This window comes from Chryseobacterium sp. POE27 (assembly GCF_039727685.1).
GTDB lineage: Bacteria > Bacteroidota > Bacteroidia > Flavobacteriales > Weeksellaceae > Chryseobacterium.
This window is the reverse complement of the sequence record NZ_CP152475.1, coordinates 1,939,851-1,960,501: the sequence shown is the minus strand read 5'-3', so window position 1 is coordinate 1,960,501 and position 20,651 is coordinate 1,939,851. Positions and strand designations below refer to the sequence as shown.

The window sequence follows — 20,651 nt, the reverse complement described above, 5'->3', positions numbered from 1 at the left end:
CCTGAAAATCATACTTCAGGGCTTTTGTTGTTTATTTTAAATAGCTTATTATGGGGTGTTAAATGCAAAAATCGTGCTAAAATTTATTTTTGTCAAATTATTTCACTAAATTCGTAAAATATGTTATGTTAAACACCATCTAGTAATATGCTTAAACAACACTTACAACTCAAATTAGGACAGAAGCTGGCTCCCCAGCAAATCCAGCTCATGAAGTTGATCCAGCTTCATACGTTGGAATTTGAGGAGGAACTTGAAAGAGAGTTAGAAGAAAATCCGGCATTGGAGATCGCAAAAGAAGAATCTAAGGAAGATGATTATGCTGCCCTTGAAGATTCGTATGAAAGCGAAGGAACGGAAAGCATTCAGACTGATTTTGATGTTGACCAATATCTTTATGATGACGAGCCGAACTACAAAACTGCATCCAGCAACTATTCTTCAGATGATGAGGAATTTGATAATGAAAGTCTTTTAACGGAAGGGCAGTCTCTTTATGACTATCTTCTTGAGCAGATCCATCTTGTGAATATTAATGAAGAAGATGAAAAAATCGCAGAATATATCATCGGAAATCTTGATACCGACGGATATTTAAGAAGAGAAATTAAATCTATTGTTGATGATCTTGCCTTTTCTCAGGGAATTTATACCACGAAAGAAAACGTTGAAGATATTCTTGAAAATTACGTTCAAAAGCTGGATCCGCCAGGCGTAGGAGCAAGAGGACTGCAGGAGTGCCTTCTTTTGCAGATCGAGAAAAAAGTAAGTTCTGATAAAGCAGTTTCTCTGGCTGCCAATATTTTGAGATATCAGTTTGATGCTTTAACGAACAAACATTACAACAAGATCATTCAGAAATATGATATTGAGGAAGAAGATCTGAAAGATGCACTGGATGAAATTTCAAAATTATCTCCGAAAGTCGGGGGGGAATTTTGATACTCAAACGATTACGATCAATCAGGAAATTATTCCGGATTTTGTGATTCAGGTAAAAGACGGACAGGTAATCCCAATGCTAAACAGCAAGAATGCTCCCACTTTAAGAGTTTCTGAGGAGTACAAGGATATTTTAACGACCTATTCTCACGATAAAAAATCTTCTGAACATAAGCAGGCAGCTTTATTTATCAAACAAAAACTTGATGCGGCCAAATGGTATATTGATGCGATTAATCAACGTCAGAATACATTGTTACAGACAATTACAGCCATTGTAAAGTTTCAGAAAGATTATTTCCTTACAGGTGACGAAAAATCATTAAGGCCGATGATTTTAAAAGATATTGCAGATATTACAGGTTTTGATATTTCCACTATTTCAAGAGTTGTGAAAAGCAAATATGCTGATACACCCAACGGAATTATTTATTTGAAAGATCTGTTTTCCGACAGCCTTACAAATGACGATGGTGAAGAGGTTTCTACAAAAGAAATTAAAACCCACCTTCTGGAAGTCATCAGCAAGGAGAATAAAAGAAAACCGCTTACAGATGATGCCTTGGTGGTAATTCTGAAAGAACAGGGCTACAATATTGCCAGAAGAACGATTGCTAAATATCGTGAACAACTTAATATTCCGGTCGCGAGATTAAGGAAAGAACTTTAAAATATAGAAAAGCACCTCAGATTGAAGTGCTTTTCTTTGGTTTACATCTGACAAATTTTTAAACAAATATATTTTAATCGTTTACTTTTTCCAATCCAAGTTCACGGATAGAAATTTCTCTCATTTCCACTTTTCGTATTTTTCCTGAAATGGTCATTGGGAAATCATCTACAAACTTCCAGAATTTGGGTACTTTGTAGTGTGCGATTCTTTCTTTGCAGTAATCCACAAGCTCTTCTTCAGTTACATTAAAGCCTTTTCTTACTTTTACCCAGGCCATCACTTCTTCGCCAAATTTTTCGCTGGGAATGCCAATGATCTGAACATCTAAGATATTCGGATAAGTATAGAGAAAGTCTTCAATTTCTTTAGGAGAAATATTTTCTCCGCCACGGATAATCAGATCTTTTATTCTCCCTGAGATCGTAATATAGCCGTCATCATCCATTGTTGCCAGATCTCCTGTGTGCATCCAACGGGAATCGTCGAGAACTTTCTTTGTGTTTTCGGGATCGTTCCAATATTTCAACATCACAGAATAACCTCTCGTGCAAAGTTCGCCATGTTCTCCTCGGGTAACGGTCTTTCCGTTTTCATCAATAATCTTGATTTCCAGATGATCCTGAACAGTTCCTACAGTATGAACCTGTTTTTCAAAAGGTGTCCCAATCAAAGTCTGAGTAGAAACGGGTGAAGTTTCCGTCATGCCGTAGCAGATGCTCATTTCTTTGATATTCATGAGGCTTTCTACCTTTTTCATGATTTCAGGCGGACATACCGAACCTGCCATCACACCAGTTCTCAAACTTGAAAAGTCAAAGCTTTCAAAATTCTTTACGGCCAATTCAGCAATAAACATCGTCGGAACTCCATATAATGAGGTACATTTTTCATCGGAAACGACTTTTAACGTAATATCCGGATCAAAACTGTCATTAGGAATTACCATACAGGCACCATGAGCAGTACAGCAAATATTTCCGATCACCATTCCGAAGCAATGATAAAACGGAACAGGAATACAAACTCTGTCTTTCTCGGTGTAATTTAGCCTTATTCCTATAAAATATCCGTTATTTAAAATATTATGATGGGATAGTGTTACTCCTTTTGGAAAGCCTGTAGTGCCGGAAGTATATTGAATATTTACCGGATCATCAAACTGTACATGTTCTTCAAAGCTGTGCAGGACGTCGTCTGAAATATTTTGTCCGTTATTGAGAAAATCATCCCAGTTGTCGTCAAAGAAAATTTCTGACTTCAGGCTTGCGCAAAATTCCCGGGCATCTGCAATCATATTTTTGTAATCGCTTGATTTAAAATTTAGAGAGGAAAATATATGGGACATTTCCGATTGATTGATCACAAAAATCAGTTCGCTCGTCCGGTATGCAGGATTAATATTAACGAGAATGACGCCTATTCTGGCGGTAGCATATTGCAGAAGAACCCATTCATAACGATTTGCAGACCAGATTCCAATGCGGTCACCTGCTTTTGCACCGAGAAAAATTAATGCTTTTGCAACAGCAGTTGTCTGATTGTAAAATTCCTGATACGTAGCACGGTAATTTTGATGCACACAGATCAGCGCTTCATTATTGGGGAATTTTTCTACAGTTCTCTTAAGGTTGTTTCCGATAGTTTCTCCTAATAAAGGAATAGCAGAAGAACCGTGAACATAGGATGTTTGCATGGAGTGAAAGATTTGGATACATAAAATTAACAATTATATCTTAAACTCCTGCGTTCTATACTAGATTTCCTGAGAATCGATTTCCTTAAGCTGTTTGAGGTTTTTATCGAGCTTACTCATAATAATTCCGTAAACCAGTCGGTAGTAAAGCCAGATAAGCAGTACTGAAAATGCAGTTGTAAGAATGACTCCTACGATAAATATCATCATCTCAGAGTTTTTCGGCTCTACATTCTGTAAGCTTAAAGAATAAAATATAAAAATGGTAAAAATTGACGTAAAAGCCACCAATAAAAGAATACTGATTAAAATAAAGGCATTAACGGTTTTTTTGAACTTGATAATTCTTATAATCAGACCTTTGAGATTTTCTTCAATTCGTATTTTGCGATAGTTCTGGTAAAATTTATAAACAAAATATGCTGTGACAATAAGGCTTAATACCTTCAGTATCCAATAGATATTATCGAAACTGTTTTCAACTTCAGGTGTTTTTTGGGCTCCTAATTTCTCTAAAATATTTAGAAATCCGTTAGATTCCTCACCCTGAAAAAAATAGAATATTCCCATCACAGAAAATAATAGGAATTCTGCCACGCTGATCCAGAAAATATATTTCACATAGTTTCGTGATTTTCTGTTGAGCATCTTAAGGATTTCATTATCATCGTATTTCTGCTGAACAGGTTGTTCCTGCCATGTTTTCTTAAAGCTGTCTAAGTCAAATTCAGGCATATTTTTCCATCTTTTCTTTAAGGGTTTTCTTTAATCTGTTCATCTTCACACGAGCATTAACTTCGGTGATTCCGAGGTTTTCTGCAATATCCTTGTAAGGCAAATCATCCAGATACATCATTACTATCGCTCTTTCCACATTGGGAAGTGTTTTTATTACAGTGTACAAAAGTGATACCTGTTGTTGCTTTTCGTCATCATCTTCGATAAAATCTGCGTGATTAATATCCAACTCATTAGTAGGAAGGCTTTTGCTTTTTTTCCTGAAGAGGGTAATGGCTGTATTGAGAGCAACACGGTACATCCAAGTAGAAATTTTAGAATTTCCTTTAAATGAGTCATAACTTCTCCATAATTGTAACACAATTTCCTGGAAAAGATCTTCTTCATCCTCCAAAGAATTGGTATAAAGACGCGAAACTTTGATAATCAGACCCTGATTATCTTTAATAAGCTGTGCAAATTCTTTTTCCTTTGAAGCCAATGCTGATGTATAATTTAGTGGTACGAAGATAAAGACAAAATGTCAATTTAGCAATGTAATAATTTAACAATCTAGCAATTATTAAAGTTGGCGTAATTTTCACTGTTATATTATTACATTGCTAAATTGTTACATTAAATTGTATCTTTGCAGCCACGAGAAAATCGGCTTGTTGATTCTTGCTTTGGCAAGGGTAGGAAAGTCCGGACACCGTAGAGCAGCAAAGCGGATAACATCCGTCACCCGCGAGGGTAGGACAAGTGCAACAGAAAGGATGTACAGTTCGGCTGTAGTGAAACCAGGTAAACTCTTTGCGGTGCAATGATAAGTATATCGGTTCTTTTCAGCAATGAAAATAGGAGTTGCTCGCTCTGAAAGCCGAGGGGTAATCAGCTAAAGTTTTGCAGCAATGTAAGACGCAGATAAATAACAGGCACTTCTTCGGGAGAACAAAATCCGGCTTACAGATTTTCTCGTGATTTTTTTTAAAGCAGGAAGTTAGAAGCTGGAAGAGGGAAGTTTTTAACATAGTAATTTTAAACCTCCAGCTTCCGTCCTCCATCTCAATTTATTCACTTTCCAGTTGTTTTTTTGCTTCCTGTAATTCTGCTTTGTCTTCTTCGGAAAGCTTAGGATATTTAAGATTCATTTTCTTCAGAGTATCAATAATAATCTGAATTGCGGCTACTCTGGCAAACCATTTATTGTCTGCAGGAAGTACATACCAAGGTGCATTATCTTTCGATGTTTCGTTGATGGCAGTTTCATAGCACTCCATATATTTGTCGAATAATGCTCTTTCGGGAAGGTCTGCTGTTGAGAATTTCCAGTTTTTTTCCTGTTCGTTAATTCGGTCCAGCAATCTTTTCTTTTGCTCATCTTTAGAAACATTCAAAAATATTTTTACAATGGTTGTTCCGTTGTCAGTCAGGTGTTTTTCAAAATTTCTGATGCTTTCATACCGGTTTTTCCAGAACTTTTCATCAAAATCTTTTACGGATTTCCAGGTTTTTTTCGTTCAGATTATATTCAGGATGAACTTTGCATACCAATACACTTTCATAATGCGAGCGGTTGAAAATTCCAATCATGCCTTTTTTGGGTAACGCGAGATAATGTCTCCACAAAAAATCATGTGAGTACTCTCTTGAGCTTGGGGTTTTAAAGCTGATGACGTTACATCCTTGTGGATTTACTCCTCCAAAAACATGTTCTATCATGCTGTCTTTTCCGGCGGCATCCATGGCCTGAAGCACTACCAAAAGCGATTGGCTTCCATCTGAATATAATATTTCCTGCAGCTCCCGCAGTTTTACTTTTTCAAGAATAAGCAGTTTTTCGCCTTCTTCCTTCGTTAGCTTTCCTTTGTATTCTGTTGATGCATTTTTTATTGAAAATTTTCCTTTCACTAAAAAGTCGTCTGAAAAATTGATGTCCATATTATATTAATTAGATTAAGTAATTACTTAAATATAATAAAAAAACCGCCTCAATGAGACGGTTCTTCTATTTTTTTGAGTAGAAATTACTTTGCAACAGCAACTTTTTTTAGATGCTTTAGCCGCTTTTTTGTCAGCCTTAGCTTTAGCTTTAAGTTCTGCAGGAGTTAAAGGTTTTGGATCCGGGGCATTAGGATCTACGTTTCCTTTGATGTAGATTACACTTCTGTTGTTTACCGGGTCGTTAGAAAACACCTCGATTGTTTTGTTGAATCCACCGTTAATAGCTGTATTGTATCCAACTTTGATCTTAGCAGATTTTCCTGGCATGATAGGATCCGTGCTAAATTCAGGGGTCGTACATCCACAAGATGCTTTTACATTCGAAAGGATAAGAGGCTTATCACCTGTATTGGTTACGGTGAAGAATCTGATACCGTCTGAACTAGGTTTAATAGTTCCGTAATCAAAAGTAGTTTTATCAAATGTGATAGTTTGTGCAGATGCTAATGCGAATGTTCCGAATAATGCAATTCCTGCGATTAATTTTTTCATATTCTTGAATATTAAATATGTTGTTAGATAAATTTTGAGAAACAAAGTTAAAAATTATTTTAATTCATACTTAAAATTTTTTTTCTTTAGACTATTTTTGCAAATTGTAAAGTAAAGTAAAAGAATTTATGCAGATTTCAGAAAAGTACAATCCACAGGAAACAGAACAAAAGTGGTACAATTACTGGTTGGAAAACAAATACTTCCATTCAGAGCCGAATGAAAAGCCGCCTTATACTGTTGTCATCCCTCCGCCAAACGTTACGGGGATCTTACACATGGGGCATATGCTGAATAATACCATTCAGGATGTACTGGTCCGCCGTGCAAGAATGCAGGGCTTCAATGCCTGCTGGGTTCCGGGAACAGATCATGCTTCCATTGCTACGGAAGCAAAAGTTGTTGCCAAACTGAAGTCTGAAGGAATTAATAAATCTGACATTACAAGAGAAGAGTTCTTAAAGCACGCCTGGGAATGGACTGATAAATACGGAGGAACAATCCTTGAGCAGCTTAAAAAACTCGGATGTTCTTGCGATTGGGACAGAACCCGCTTCACGATGGAACCAAAACTTTCTCAACAGGTTACTAAATCTTTTGTTGATCTTTATAATAAAGGATTGATCTATCGTGGTTACAGAATGGTGAACTGGGATCCTGAAGCAAAAACAAATATTTCTGACGAAGAAGTAATCTTTAAAGAACAAAACGGAAAATTATATTTCCTGAAATATGCCATCGAGGGATCAGAAGAATTCCTTTCGGTAGCTACCACTCGTCCTGAAACTATTTTCGGTGATACTGCGGTATGTATTAATCCTAATGATGAAAGATATGCTCATTTAAAAGGTAAAAAAGTAATTGTACCGATTGTTGACAGAGTCATTCCAATTATTGAAGATGAATATGTAGATATTGAATTCGGAACGGGTGCCTTAAAAATTACACCTGCTCACGATGTTAATGATTATGAAATCGGACAAAAGCACAATCTTCAAATGATTGATGCTTTAGATGATGATGGAAATCTTAATGATTACGGGCTGCATTATGCAGGAAAAAACAGATTTGAGGTAAGAAAACAGATCGCAAAAGAACTGGAAGAAAAAGATCTTTTGTTGAAAGCAGAAGATTACGTAAATAAAGTAGGAACTTCTGAAAGAACAGGTGCAGTGATTGAGCCTAAAGTTTCTGTTCAATGGTTCCTGAGAATGTCTGAAATTGCAAAGCCCGCTTTGGATGTAGTAATGGATGATGAGGTTAAATTTTATCCTGAAAAGTTTAAAAATACCTACAAACACTGGATGGAAAACATCCGCGACTGGAATATTTCCCGTCAGCTTTGGTGGGGACAGCAAATTCCTGCGTTTTATTATGGTGATGGTGAAAATGATTTCGTAGTTGCAGAAAGTATTGAAGAAGCTTTAAAACTCGCAAGAGAAAAAACTTCTAACTCCGAGCTTCCAGCTTCCAGCTTAAAACAAGATGAAGACGCTCTTGATACCTGGTTTTCATCGTGGCTGTGGCCAATGTCGGTCTTCGACGGATTGCTGGATCCTGAAAATAGAGATATCAATTATTACTATCCGACTTCAGATCTGGTGACTGGTCCGGATATTATTTTCTTCTGGGTGGCCAGAATGATTATGGCAGGGTTGGAATACAGAAAAGAAGTTCCGTTTAAAAATGTTTATTTCACAGGAATTGTAAGAGATAAGCAGAGAAGAAAGATGTCTAAATCTTTAGGGAATTCTCCAGATCCGCTTGAATTGATGGATAAATACGGAGCAGATGGTGTTCGTGTAGGGATTTTACTAAGTTCTGCAGCCGGAAATGACCTTCTTTTTGATGAAGACTTAATGCTTCAGGGAAGAAATTTCATGTCTAAAATTTGGAGTGCATTCCGTTTAATTAACATGTGGAATCACGAAGATAAGCCGGCAAACTCGACAGAAATTCAAGCAATCGAATGGTTCGAAAATAAATTAAATAAAACAATCGCTGAAATCAACGATCAGTTTGAAAAATTCAGAATTTCCGATGCTTTACATTTAATTTATAAACTGATTTGGGATGATTTCTGTTCTTGGTATTTGGAAGCAATTAAACCAAATTACGGAGAAGGAATTTCAAAGGAAGTTTACAATAAAACAGTTGCTCTTTTTGAAGAATTAATGAAACTACTTCATCCATTTATGCCTTTCTTAACGGAAGAATTATGGCAAACAATTTCAGAAAGAAATACTGAGGATGCACTGATTATCGCTCAGCAGAAAAAAGCGGAATCGTTCAATGAAGATATTATTAAAAACTTCGAAACGGCGTCTGAAATTATTTCGGGTATAAGAAATTACCGCCAGACAAAAGGAATTTCCCCTAAAGAAGCGGCCGAAATTTATACCAACGCTTCAGCATTTGCCAATGAAGCTGTGATTAGAAAGCTGGCAAATGTTTCAGAAATTCATTTCGGAACAAAGACTGATAAGCCTAGTTTTACATTTTTGGTGGGATCAACGGAAGTTTCTATTCCTTTAAGTGAAAACCTAGATTTAGCGGAAGAAAAAATAAAAACAGAAGAAGAATTGAAATATTTAAAAGGCTTCTTAATTTCTGTTGATAAAAAGCTTTCCAATGAAAAGTTTGTTGCCAATGCAAAACCTGAAATCGTAGAAGTTGAGCGCAAAAAGCAAAAAGATGCGCTTGATAAAATTGCGATTTTGGAAGAGAAATTGAAAAGCTTGTAATGTAAAGGTTTAGGTTAAGGCTGAGTATCAAGCTTAGCCTCAACCTTAATTTTAACCTAAAATATAACATGACACATTTAGAAAATATAAAAAAGCTATTCTCAAAAAACTTCATAGAAAGTCCTTTGATAGAAAGCTTTGAAGTTGGGAAAATTTACCTTTCCAGTGGAAAGCTTGTTGCCTGTGATCCACTGATCACGAATGATATGAAACCCTTTTCTGCCGAATTTCCCAAAGGAGATTTTTCTGTTCTTGTACATAAAGAAAGAGAAAGCAATTGTGTGGCCTATGTAGAAATAATCTTTAATAATGCGGAAATTGCAGATTGGAAATTAGCGACAACAGAAGGGCAGAATGTTAAAGACCTCACTGATGAAGAAGTTTTCGGGTATCCGGTAGAAAGTGGTATGGGATGTTTTATGGATGCCGATACTCAAAGTAGCCTTAATGATCTTGAGCAGAAATTATATCACCGTAAAGGAGTCGATTTCATGGGAATTTACGAAGAGTTTTTCCACGAATATTTTTTTGATGAAAACGGAGCGATTGATCAATATGCATTTTTAAAGCCATCCGAAAACCATCCTGGAACTATTTTTGCCTTTGAGACAGGATATGGTGAGGGTTTTTATGCAAGCTATATTGCTTACGATAAAAATCAGTCGCCGGTAAAAATAGTAACTGAATTTATTGAGATCAGTTAATTATATTTACAAACCAACACCATCACAATATTAATATAAAGGCAATGAATTTCTCATCACAACAACCGAAAATCATCGTTGTCGGGAGCTCATCGGTAGACCTTATTCTGGAAACCGAAAAAGTTCCCTGCAGCAACGAAACAGTGATTGCAAGTACGTCTGAAAGTTTTTTTGGAGGAAAAGGAGCCAATCAGGCTGTGGGCGCGGCAAGACTGGGTGCAAAGGTGCATTTCATAGGTTGTGTGGGAATGGATCCTCTGGGACAACAGATCATGAGAAATATGATCAGTGAAAACGTAAATATAGATTTTGTTTTTGAAACAGATCATGATGCCAGCGGAACGGCCTACGTGACAACTTCGGAAGGCAGTTCAGCCATTGTGGTAGTGCCTGCCGCCAATAATTATTTAAGCAACGAACATATAGAATCTGCCGATAAATATTTCCGGACCACAGATCTTATTCTTCTTCAGCTGGAGGTTTCAATGGATGTCGTTGAATTTACAGTTGATAAAGCCAAAAAATGCGGTAAAAAAAGTAGGGCTGTACGCATCGCCTGCGCAAAAGCTAAAAGATGAGATTGTTGAAAATCTCGATTTTATTGTGGTAAAAAGCAATGAACTTCATATTCTTTTTGGAGAAGAGCAACGAGAAAAAATTCTGAAGAAATATTTCAATAAAGTATTTGTAAGAGATGATATCAATTCGACTGTTTATTTTGACGGCACCGAAATGAAATACTGCAGGAATGATAAGGATAATACCATCTATAAAATGGGAATGGGCGATGCCTTCACTGTGGGATTTTCCATTGCCTTGTGCCACAACAATGATATTGAAGACTGCGTCAAATTCGGGAATGAAGTTTCTGCAAGAGTTTCTGCAAAAAAAAGGATCACAGACCGGACTTCCCAGAATATCAGATTTTATTTCATAAGCTATTTGGTACATATCGAAAGTTTTAAGCTTATTCTAAAATACAAACTAAAATTTCCACTTTTATAGTGGATTTTTTCTTTTATCTATGCAGCAATTAACCATTACAACACAGGATCATGCTGTAATCACGGCTCATTTGTTTTTACCCGATCAGAGTAATCAGCGGTTGCTGCTTATCAACTCTGCGACAGGCGTGAAGCAGCAGGTCTATTTTTCTTTTGCCAGGTATTTCGCTGAAAAAGGATTTACCGTTATCACCTATGACTACCGGGGAATAGGACTTTCAAAACCCGTTAAGATGAAGAATTTTAACGCTTCCATGAGAATTTGGGGCGCTGAAGATTTTAAAGCAGTAACAGAATATATAAAGGGTAATTTTAAAGATTTTAAAAAATATTGTGTAGGACACTCCGTTGGGGCTTTGATTCTAGGAATGAATAAAGACTCCGGTATTTTTGATGAATTTATTTTTGTAGGAACTCAGAATGCATTCGTCGGAAATTTAAAATTCCGAACAAAAATAGAAGCATATCTGGGCTTCGGGATTGTACAGCCGCTAACAACAACATTATTAGGCTATTTCCCTGCACAGTGGTTCGGGCTGGGAGAAAGTCTTCCGAAAAATTGCGCATATGACTGGAGAACCTTAATTTTAAACAGGAAATCCACCAATGGCTTATTGAATAAAACTGAGGATTATTCTAAAAATTTAACACAGAAAGTCTTTGTAATCAGGGCAGAGGATGATGTTTGGCTGACTGAAAAAGGTGTGAAAAGCCTTTTAAACGAAACCTATCCGAATCTGAAACCTACCTACAGGCTGATCAAAACCTCCGAATCTGATAAAGGAGAAATAGGTCACGTTAATTTTTTTAGAAGCTACAACAAAAAGCTCTGGAATATTATTTTAAATGAATTGATATAAATGAAGAATCTGATAGAAAAAACGGTAGAATTCGTCAAAGAAAAACTTAAAGGTGCGGAAGCCGGACACGATTGGTTTCATATCGAAAGGGTATGGAAACTGGCGAAGAAAATAGCCGAAACGGAAGAATGTAATCGTGAAGTTGTAGAGCTTGCAGCACTGTTGCATGATATTGCCGATCCTAAATTTCATGCCGGTGATGAAACACTGGCCTTAAAAGTTTCAGGAGAATTCCTGGAAAGTCAAGGTGCTTCGGAAGAAGTGACTGAAAAGGTTTTATTTATTATTAAAAATATTTCGTTCAAGAACAGGGGCGAGGTTCCGAAAGATCTTCCTGTTGAACTTAAAATCGTTCAGGATGCAGACAGGATTGATGCGATTGGTGCCATTGGTATTGCCAGAACATTCAATTTTGGTGGTTTTAAAAATAATCTGATGTATGATCCGGAAATTAAGCCAAAACTTAATATGTCAAAAGAGGAATACAAAAAGTCTGACGGTACGACGATCAATCATTTTTATGAAAAACTTTTGCTGCTGAAAGATCTCATGAATACCCAAAAAGGAAAAGAAATCGCTGGCGAAAGACATGATTATATGCTGCAGTTTCTTGATCAGTTTTATAAAGAATGGAATGTCAGCTGATATTCCTTCTGAAAACTTCTTAAAATAAGTATCTTTGCAGTATGGTATTCATTGTTCTGGTTATCTTCTGGGCGTCCGTATTTTCTCTGTTTTTATCTAAAATAAAAAGAGGAAAAGGAGCGGAGTGGGCAAAATTGTTCCGCATTGTCACCATTGTTTTTTCGATTTCCATTTTTACCTATTGGTTTATTAAAAAAAAGTGCAATAGGAATTGTGGAAGATTCTGTAGCTCTGCAGGTTATTAATAAGCTTCCGCAGCCGCTGGATTTTTATGTGGTGACGATTAATGATTCCGAAGCCGGCAAAGTGATTGACACGAAGCATATCGGAAAAATCCGTCCCGAATATTACAGAATCGAATATCTTAAAATGGATAAGTCTGATGAATATTGGATCGTCGGCTATCTAGGAAAGAAAAATCTTGTTTATTTTTCACAACACGCGCTACCCAATAAAAATATTGATCAGATTATTGAGATCCGAAATTATATCAACCAGAGTGTTAAACTTTCAGATCTCGCTAAAAAACAGGTGGAGGCTTACAATTATGAAAATATAAAAGTAGGCATTTGGATCACACTGGATTTTCTCCTCCTCTTTCTCAATCTGATGCTACTTATAAGAAATAGAAAATAACGGTTCCGGCTTGCGAAGCAAGCCGGAACCGTTATAGAATGATTGTCTCGATCGTGCTATGTTAGACCATAAGGAAATAAGAGTATAATAATAAACCATATGATAGGCTTATTGCCAGTTTTTTTTGATCATTACATGAAATATTAATTGTTATGACAAATTATCTTTATATAATAATGTTTTTAAGTATTTTTCAAGGATGTAAGTCTCAAAGTATAAAAAACAATCATTTCATTTATCATTATGAAGATTATCACTTAGGGACGATTTTTGAAGAACGTGTGTATAATAGTTTAACAGATGTATATGAATATAAAGAATATAATGATAAGAACGAAGTAGTTAGGAATATCAGAATATTTTTAAAACTTGATCCTAAAGATTTAAAAGATATTAATAAATTATATTCTTCCTCAAAATCAGAACTTAGCAATTGCTATTATGAAGATATGATACTGACACACAAGTCAGCAATTACATTCAATTCTCAGAAAGATAATTTTAATTTAATAAAATGCAACAAAAATGAAAATCCTGTTTTTGTTAAAATTGAGAATAAAATTGAGGAATTTATAACTTCTTCTAAAATCTATAAAACAACATTTTATTGGGAGAATTATAAAAAATAGTATTATTTCCCACGCTAATAAGAGTGTCTCTTTAGTAGAAACCACTACAAAAAATGCAGTGGTTTTTAAATTCCCATGAAAACAATTCTTTAAAACTTACATAAAATAAAATATTTTATATGATACTGTAAATCAAGCAATTAATTTTCGTTTTCCTCAAAATAATAAAATTAAAATATATATTTGTAGAGATATAATAAACATAAATATGAAAAACACGAAAAACTCTGTAAGCGAAACAGGACACTCCAAAAACATCGCTAACCTTCAGGATCTCATCTCTTTTTGTACAGCCTATGGCGACAAATACAATCCTGTAAAAGAAGAATTGAAGATTTCCAACCTTGAAGTACTGTATGAAGACGCTCTCTTAAAATTAAACGAAGCCCAAACTAGAAAAGCACTGTTTGACAATGCCACCAACCAACGCGCCGAAGTCTTTAAAGAATTGAATCCGTTGGCAACAAAGATCGTTAACGCACTGGCTGTGTCAGAAACAAATCCTCTGATGCTCAGCAATGCCAAATCCTACAACAAAAAGCTGCAGGGGAGAACAAAAACAAAACCGGAAGCCGGGAAGTCAGAAGAAGAAACCGAAAACCCTACAAGAACCATTTCCACGTCTCAACAAAGTTACGACAGCAAGATCAATCACTTCTCCAATTTAATTCAGGTGCTGGAACAAAGTGCTGCCTACAATCCGAATGAAGAAGAATTAAAGACCAGTGACTTACAGAATAAGCTGGCAGATATGAAAAATAAGAACACCGCCCTTATTCATGCTTATACAGAATATTCCAACGCAAGGTTATCCAGAGATCAGGTATTGTATAATAATCTCACAGGATTGTGTCAGATTACAAAAGAGGTAAAGCAATATGTAAAATCGGTTTTCGGAGCTACAAGCCCTCAATACAAACAAATTTCATCCCTGCTTTTTGTAAAAAGAAAACGGTAATTAAACTTTTTATGCGTTTTGATTCACATTCGTCACTTCAATAGATTTTGAAGAAGTCTTACCGGGAAGTTGCACTATCTGCCGAAAGTACACTAGGTTCTCGATACATTTTCGCAGTTTCACTGCAAAAAAACTCGAACAGACGGACGAATATTCGTATTGTATAATTAACGCGCACGTCACTTCGAGTAGGTTTTTGAAAAAAAACCGTATCGAGAAGTTTGTGAATATAGGGAAAAACTTCGTCTTCAGTATTAACTAAACTCCTTTATGAAAATTGTTTCATAAAGGAGTTTTTGTTTTTCATCATGTTGGTGAATATTTTTGCGATGTATTAATAAAAGTAAGTCATGTAATTTTAGATATGACTGGTGTAAAAGTAAAATCTCGTAATGTTGTTTTATATTTTAGCGATGTTAAAAGAGATGTAGGCGATGTTGAGTAATATATTAGCGATGTAAAAGTAGATATGAGCATGGTTGTTTAATATTTTAGCTGTGTAAAAATAAATATGACCAATGTTGATTTAAATGTTTGCGTAGTCGAATAAGATTTTTACGATGTAAAAGTATTTTCTTTCAATGATATTGATGAATTTTTGATTGTAAATTAAATTTTTTCTCAGGCTGTTGATTATTTCAATACCTTAGAAATTCAAAACAAGGCCATCGTGAAAGCTGTTAAAAATCCTTAAGTCAAACCCTATATAATATCTCATCCTATAAAAACAACCCAATCCGAAACGCCCATGAAAAAACTCATCTTCATCATAATCGGCATTATTCTCCTCCTCATCATTATTGTTTTAATCAAAACATTTAGCTATCCTTTTAAAAAAGCTAATGCTAATTCTTCTAGTGGCTGGAAAATGATAAAAGACGATTCCGCAGTTCAAAGACTCTCAGGCGGACTGAAGATTCCTTCTGTGTCATCTGGCGAATTGGGAGAATTTAATTACTCACCATTCGATACCATTAAAGAATATCTTAAATCTTCTTATCCTCTTGTTTATCAGAATACGGAATTTATTGAGGTCAATACTTACGGACTGGTATTTAGACTTAAAGGAAATAACTCTTCTCTTGACCCCATCTTATTTCTTTCCCACACCGATGTCGTTCCTCCGGGAGGTGCCGAGGTGAAAGATAAAAGTGAAAATGTTTTCAAACCCGATGATAAACCTTTGCCTGCCGTATCAGACGTTTCTGAAGAATGGGATTTCGGGCCGTTCTCCGGGGCAGTTGCTCATGGAAGAATCTATGGAAGGGGTTCCATCGATATGAAAGGAATGCTTTTCTCTCTTCTTGAGTCCATGAACAATCTAATCAAAACAAAGCATACTCCTCAAAGAGATATCTACCTTGCCTTCGGATTTGATGAAGAAGTAGGCGGACAACAAGGAGCTGTAAAAATAGCGGAGTACTTCAAAAACAAAAATATCACCTTTGATGCCGTATATGACGAAGGCGGTTTAATTCTCGAAAAGGGTAGTGTAACAGGAATTAATTCAGATATTGCAGTAATAGGGTGTGCCGAAAAAGGCTTTCTCTCCATAAAGATTAAAGTAAAAGGTCTTGGCGGACATTCCTCAATGCCGCCCACAGAAAGCGCCATCGGGAAAGCAGCGATCATCATGCAACGTCTTGAAAACGACCAGATGAAGCCTGTTGTAACACCTCTTATTAATCAGTTCTTCACCAATGTTGGTGGATCAATGTCTTTCATCAACAGGATGGCCATCGGCAATCAATGGCTGCTGAAGCCCGTGCTTCTTTCCCAGCTCACCAAAAATAATTCCACCAATGCATTGGTACGTACCACAACCGCGCTCACGATGATGAAAGGAAGTGATGCTCCCAACGTCCTTTCCCCTGAAGTAGAATTCATTGTCAACTTCAGGCTGCTTCCCGGAAATACCGTCAAAGACGTTAAACAGCATATTGCCGAAGCCACCAAAGGATTCGATGTGGAAATTGAAGAAATTGACACTGTCAAAGAAGCTTCAGCCGTTTCCCCAACCAATACAAAAGCCTTTAATTTAATAGAATCTGCCATTAAAGAAATTCATCCTTCAGCAATTGTTACACCTTACCTCACCGTTGGCGCAACAGATGCGTACAAATATCAGATCGTAAGCAAGAACATCTATCGATTCATGCCCATCAAAATAAACAACGCCGAAAAACAATCCATCCACAGCACCAATGAATATCTTAGCATCGAAAACTATATGAAAATGATTCATTACTTTGAATATATCATGAGAAACTATGATGAATAATAATTGATAAAAGATAAATGATAATTGATGAAGGATCATTGATAGGCTTTAAAGATGATAGCAAAAATCGGTCATCATCCTTATCCCGCAGCAGTAGGATCTCTCAACAGAAGTACAATTAAGCCAAAAAGTATATTGTCAGATAGCGATCTTAGCTGAGTGAAGCGCCTTTGCGAACGAAAAATATGCGCACTTATTTAAAAAAAATTAGCGCTCTCCGGCGTTAGAACAAGTTTACCACGATCAATTACATAGCGATCTTAGCTGAGTGAAACGCCTTTGCGAACGAAAATATCCTCAATAATTTAAAAGAAAAACTTAGCGCCTTTTGCGTTCAAAAACAAACCCACTTCAAAAAAAAGTTTTTCAATAAAAATAATACGTCAAGTTTTGTCGCATTACCCAATTAGCTTTGTCATATCAAAAACAACGAAGCTATGGAACTGCCATTATATTTAAGTTTTAATGAATTTGAAAACCATTATTACGACAACCTTGAAAAATGGTTTGAAGAATATCATAATACATCCGAGACTGACTATCTGAAAGCACTTGCAGAATTGTATAGTCCTTATTTGTATTACAATTTTGCCAATGACAGACTTAAGGCAGACGCTTCTATTCAGATCAAAGATTGTTTCTTTCCTTCTTACGACAAAATAGGTCTTTCATTCTGTACAGGTTGCGACAACGGTAAATCTCCGAAAAGTTCTAAAAATATGAATCATGTGTTTGAGTGGAAAACCATCACCATGATGGAATATGCCCAGCATATTTTAGACAAGATCAACAGGCATATTTCCGGAAACAAGGATAAAGATGTCATGAGTTTAATCAACGACTATGACGTCATAACTGCCAGAGATGGTGCCGGATATTGCGTGAATTACAATCAGCACCAGTCTACGCTGCCTTTCCTGAAAGCCTATCTTCCTGTTTACGGGCAAACAGTTAATATTTCTGTTTACAGAGACTTTATATTCTCAATCGTTCAGATCGCAGAATATATAGATCATAAATTAAAAGAATTAGGACTTTTTGAAAGTACGATTTACGCAAAGCTGAAATCGGATGCTAAATTCAAAGTACAAATGAACCACCAGTTCCTTACCTTATGCAACTAAACTAATACACCAACATCATATAGCTAAATTATAGTTTGAAAAGGGGTTGAGACTTTTCAAATGAATATCCCGGTCATTGCAGGCTGGGATTTTTTTGTTACGACTTTACGTAAAATTTGGTTTTCTCTTTTTTCCTATATTTGAAAAAACTAAACTATGAAAAAGCTGTTATTTCTTTTTACAATGATTTCCTGTGTGATAAATATACTGCAGAAATGGAATATACTATAGCGTTTCCTTTAACAAATAATGTAGAATTACAAAAGGAGCACTATAAATTTGATGCTAAAACTGATAGGGCTGCAAAAATTGAATTTGTAGTTACAGCAAATATTTTAAGCAACTTATCAAAAGATATTAAAACTGATTTTAGATCCGGAATTCTAAGAAAGAATGGTGAAATTTTAAAAATAGATTTAGATCAAAAAACAATTGATAGTGTAAACGACAGGTCAAAGAAAATGTTTCCAAATGTAAATTTTAAGCCTTTTAAAATAATTTCTAATTCTTAGACAAGTACGAATGTTAGGTAAAGAGGTTTTTTATTAAATAATTTTTAAATCAAGATGTCCGACCTATTTTAGAGAATCATTAATATTCCTCAACTTCATTAAATCTTTTAAGTTACTTCAAGAGCATTTTTTCTTCCAAATCCTTAAGAACTTTTTCAATAAGTGCTTTGGAAATTTTTCTTGCTATTTTATTTTTATTAGTCTGAAAAATGATACTGAGCGTCTTACTCCCTATCCATCCTGAGAAACGAGTGAATATATTTTCACGATAGTACTTTTGGACAATATAATTTGTTTTTGGATGATTGTTATCTTCTTTGGAATCTGTGATTTTTTTATACGTTAGCTCTATAATTTTTTTCACTCGGGCTTCCATTTTATCAGAAAGCTGGAGTAATTTGTTTGCATCGTATTGGGGCCAATTCTTCACTGTCCTTTCATAAGGATTTCTGTCTACCTTATCAAATTTGTCTTTTAACTCAAAAAGATTGGGAATTATGGGTAAAAAATATTTCCCTTCTCTTTTAAACTTAAAAGCATTGATCATATCGATGGTCCAATTCCTATGTATAGGGTGAATGTTGTTATTATCCGGATCATATTCAAATGAAAAATAGACTTTGAAAAAATTTCTGGCATTATCTCTTCCCAAAAAGAAATCATGATGCCTGAAACTGATGTCTAAAAAACCTCCAAAAGCAAAAACAGAGGAACAAGCAATATGATATTGTTCAAGTTTATGTTCTTTTGTATATCTGACAGGATAGATCTCACCTCGTAAATATTTTTCAGTGTGAAATTCCAGCATCTCTCTTCTTTTTTATTCTTGCCTGGTCCTGCAATGTTCCTAAAATTGAGGGGATTACCGAAAATACATCTTCGGGTTGACTATATTCATCATTGTAAATATGGTTGGGAAATGGATCGATCATGATAAGTCCAAACTTATCATATTCTCCTTCTTTTTTTCTCCGTAACGTTCTTTCAAGACATTCAACACCTCGCCAATAGGCTCGTTATTGATTGCACCTCCGTCAACACCAACAAAATTGAAAGGATCCGCGACATCTTCAAAATCAATCGGAGGATCTGTTGGGATGTTTTCGGGCTGTATTTTATCGTGCAATAATTTTCTGGAATTATTCTTAATATATTCAACAGTAAATTCATTGTTAAAAAACTTTCGAAAACTTAAACCGATCGGAAATGCTCCTGTTGCTTTTGTGGTAAGTTTTAATCGGTCTACAATCTCTTTTTGGCTACTAAATGGAGCAAGAGGCAGATAAAAATCTTTGTGTAATGGATTATTCTCATCATAATCCAATTTAAAATGTGAAATTACAAAATGTTCAAACGTGTTGTATTTTGGATTTTCTTTTCTTTTTTTCAGGCTCCCAAACGGAGTTGAAAAATCCATAGGTAATGGAACATTTCTCAGCATGGTCTGTGATAGCAATACCTCTAGCTCCACTGAAATGTATTTGGGCAATTTCTTATCGCTTCCAACATCATCTATGAATGCATTATCGCAAATTTCATCAATAAAATCAGAATTCAGCAAGGAAATTATTTTATCTTCTTCCAAATCTTTCAGAGACAAAGATTTTTCAAAAACTTTTTCCTTGCTATTTTCATGATCTCCCATTAAGACCCAACTGTCATAAAGGATATTATCTTTTATTGAGGAGACTTTGTAAGGATTATTTACCGGATTTATCTTCCCTTTCATTGCATATATTGCCGACATCATGGTAGTCATCCCTCCGGCAGATGCGCCTCCCATAACATCAATAACAACATCATGCCTGGGAATAAAGTTCATTAAATTTTTGTTCCATCCTGAGGGCAACTCACCGGCTTTTGCATTCTCCCATACTTCGAGAATTTCAAAAAGATAATCCATTACACCTGCAGTGTAACATCCTGCCGATACAGCGCCAGCCATAGTAAGTCCTATGTGGAATGTTTCTTCTTGCACTAGTTTTTCGTCCATGGTTATTAAATTTGAATAATTTGAATATTAAAAAAATCCA

Annotated in this window: 20 protein-coding genes, 1 other RNA gene and 2 pseudogenes; 14 read left to right on the top strand and 9 right to left on the bottom strand. The window is 35.6% G+C overall.

Annotated elements, in window-relative coordinates:
* Positions 1–147 precede the first annotated feature (147 nt).
* Positions 148–1,612, top strand: a pseudogene (rpoN, locus tag AAHI02_RS09230) (RNA polymerase factor sigma-54).
* A gap of 73 nt (positions 1,613–1,685) precedes the next feature.
* Here the strand turns inward: rpoN and AAHI02_RS09225 are convergent.
* From AAHI02_RS09225 to AAHI02_RS09215, 3 genes are read right to left on the bottom strand one after another with little or no spacing between them, the layout of a single operon-like run.
* Complete coding sequence (locus tag AAHI02_RS09225; RefSeq protein ID WP_346986389.1) at positions 1,686–3,308, bottom strand: AMP-binding protein; 1,623 nt, start codon at positions 3,306–3,308, stop codon at positions 1,686–1,688.
* Positions 3,309–3,368: 60 nt separating this feature from the next.
* On the bottom strand, positions 3,369–4,043 hold the full coding sequence (locus tag AAHI02_RS09220; protein ID WP_346986388.1) for a beta-carotene 15,15'-monooxygenase: 675 nt from the start codon (positions 4,041–4,043) through the stop codon (positions 3,369–3,371).
* Positions 4,036–4,527 (bottom strand): sigma-70 family RNA polymerase sigma factor, encoded by a 492-nt coding sequence (locus AAHI02_RS09215; RefSeq protein WP_042722258.1) that lies wholly within the window; start codon positions 4,525–4,527, stop codon positions 4,036–4,038. The genes AAHI02_RS09220 and AAHI02_RS09215 overlap by 8 nt, the downstream gene beginning before the upstream one ends.
* Positions 4,528–4,683: 156 nt before the next feature.
* On the opposite strand from AAHI02_RS09215, the gene rnpB reads away from it, so the two are divergent.
* An RNA gene (rnpB, locus tag AAHI02_RS09210) (RNase P RNA component class A) lies at positions 4,684–5,007 on the top strand.
* Between the two features lie 88 nt (positions 5,008–5,095).
* On the opposite strand, the gene AAHI02_RS09205 is transcribed toward rnpB, so the two are convergent.
* Genes AAHI02_RS09205 through AAHI02_RS09195 form a run of 3 tightly spaced genes read right to left on the bottom strand, consistent with a single transcriptional unit; the run spans position 5,096 to position 6,521 of the window.
* The gene (locus AAHI02_RS09205) at positions 5,096–5,458 is read right to left on the bottom strand and encodes a hypothetical protein (protein ID WP_346986604.1); all 363 of its coding nucleotides are present in this window, start codon (positions 5,456–5,458) and stop codon (positions 5,096–5,098) included.
* A 52-nt stretch (positions 5,459–5,510) separates the two neighbouring features.
* On the bottom strand, positions 5,511–5,966 hold the full coding sequence (locus AAHI02_RS09200) for a hypothetical protein (RefSeq protein ID WP_346986387.1): 456 nt from the start codon (positions 5,964–5,966) through the stop codon (positions 5,511–5,513).
* A gap of 27 nt (positions 5,967–5,993) precedes the next feature.
* Positions 5,994–6,521 carry a DUF1573 domain-containing protein gene (locus AAHI02_RS09195; protein ID WP_346986386.1) on the bottom strand — a complete coding sequence of 176 codons (528 nt, stop codon included), beginning with the start codon at positions 6,519–6,521 and terminating at the stop codon, positions 5,994–5,996.
* A 128-nt stretch (positions 6,522–6,649) separates the two neighbouring features.
* Here AAHI02_RS09195 and AAHI02_RS09190 point away from each other — a divergent pair, with 128 nt between their 5' ends.
* From AAHI02_RS09190 to AAHI02_RS09170, 5 genes and pseudogenes are all read left to right on the top strand, one after another.
* Positions 6,650–9,265 carry a valine--tRNA ligase gene (locus AAHI02_RS09190; RefSeq protein ID WP_346986385.1) on the top strand — a complete coding sequence of 872 codons (2,616 nt, stop codon included), beginning with the start codon at positions 6,650–6,652 and terminating at the stop codon, positions 9,263–9,265.
* A gap of 68 nt (positions 9,266–9,333) precedes the next feature.
* Entirely contained in the window at positions 9,334–9,969 is a 636-nt protein-coding gene (locus tag AAHI02_RS09185) for a DUF4241 domain-containing protein (RefSeq protein WP_346986384.1), read from the top strand.
* Between the two features lie 44 nt (positions 9,970–10,013).
* Positions 10,014–10,906: pseudogene (locus AAHI02_RS09180) on the top strand (ribokinase).
* Between the two features lie 87 nt (positions 10,907–10,993).
* Positions 10,994–11,833 (top strand): alpha/beta fold hydrolase, encoded by an 840-nt coding sequence (locus tag AAHI02_RS09175; RefSeq protein ID WP_346986383.1) that lies wholly within the window; start codon positions 10,994–10,996, stop codon positions 11,831–11,833.
* Positions 11,834–12,478 carry an HD domain-containing protein gene (locus AAHI02_RS09170; protein WP_346986382.1) on the top strand — a complete coding sequence of 215 codons (645 nt, stop codon included), beginning with the start codon at positions 11,834–11,836 and terminating at the stop codon, positions 12,476–12,478.
* A 19-nt stretch (positions 12,479–12,497) separates the two neighbouring features.
* Here AAHI02_RS09170 and AAHI02_RS09165 read toward each other — a convergent pair whose 3' ends face one another.
* Positions 12,498–12,650: a hypothetical protein gene (locus AAHI02_RS09165; protein ID WP_346986381.1), complete on the bottom strand. Its 153-nt coding sequence runs from the start codon at positions 12,648–12,650 to the stop codon at positions 12,498–12,500.
* A 41-nt stretch (positions 12,651–12,691) separates the two neighbouring features.
* Here AAHI02_RS09165 and AAHI02_RS09160 point away from each other — a divergent pair, with 41 nt between their 5' ends.
* The 7 genes from AAHI02_RS09160 to AAHI02_RS09130 all read left to right on the top strand — a co-directional run bounded on the left by AAHI02_RS09160 (position 12,692) and on the right by AAHI02_RS09130 (position 18,618).
* A complete protein-coding gene (locus AAHI02_RS09160; RefSeq protein WP_346986380.1) occupies positions 12,692–13,114 on the top strand; it encodes a hypothetical protein in 423 nt (140 codons plus the stop codon).
* A 152-nt stretch (positions 13,115–13,266) separates the two neighbouring features.
* Positions 13,267–13,743, top strand: coding sequence for a hypothetical protein (locus AAHI02_RS09155; protein WP_346986379.1), 477 nt, complete (start codon positions 13,267–13,269; stop codon positions 13,741–13,743).
* A gap of 208 nt (positions 13,744–13,951) precedes the next feature.
* Complete coding sequence (locus AAHI02_RS09150) at positions 13,952–14,701, top strand: hypothetical protein (RefSeq protein ID WP_346986378.1); 750 nt, start codon at positions 13,952–13,954, stop codon at positions 14,699–14,701.
* Between the two features lie 277 nt (positions 14,702–14,978).
* On the top strand, positions 14,979–15,146 hold the full coding sequence (locus AAHI02_RS09145; RefSeq protein WP_346986377.1) for a hypothetical protein: 168 nt from the start codon (positions 14,979–14,981) through the stop codon (positions 15,144–15,146).
* Between the two features lie 303 nt (positions 15,147–15,449).
* Positions 15,450–16,982 (top strand): M20/M25/M40 family metallo-hydrolase, encoded by a 1,533-nt coding sequence (locus tag AAHI02_RS09140; protein WP_346986376.1) that lies wholly within the window; start codon positions 15,450–15,452, stop codon positions 16,980–16,982.
* 437 nt (positions 16,983–17,419) lie between these two features.
* Positions 17,420–18,106: a hypothetical protein gene (locus tag AAHI02_RS09135; protein ID WP_346986375.1), complete on the top strand. Its 687-nt coding sequence runs from the start codon at positions 17,420–17,422 to the stop codon at positions 18,104–18,106.
* A gap of 140 nt (positions 18,107–18,246) precedes the next feature.
* On the top strand, positions 18,247–18,618 hold the full coding sequence (locus AAHI02_RS09130) for a hypothetical protein (protein WP_346986374.1): 372 nt from the start codon (positions 18,247–18,249) through the stop codon (positions 18,616–18,618).
* 112 nt (positions 18,619–18,730) lie between these two features.
* Here AAHI02_RS09130 and AAHI02_RS09125 read toward each other — a convergent pair whose 3' ends face one another.
* Both AAHI02_RS09125 and AAHI02_RS09120 read right to left on the bottom strand, forming a co-directional pair.
* Positions 18,731–19,426, bottom strand: a complete 696-nt coding sequence (locus AAHI02_RS09125) for a hypothetical protein (protein ID WP_346986373.1) — start codon at positions 19,424–19,426, stop codon at positions 18,731–18,733.
* Between the two features lie 120 nt (positions 19,427–19,546).
* Positions 19,547–20,611: a hypothetical protein gene (locus AAHI02_RS09120; RefSeq protein ID WP_346986372.1), complete on the bottom strand. Its 1,065-nt coding sequence runs from the start codon at positions 20,609–20,611 to the stop codon at positions 19,547–19,549.
* Positions 20,612–20,651 lie beyond the last annotated feature (40 nt).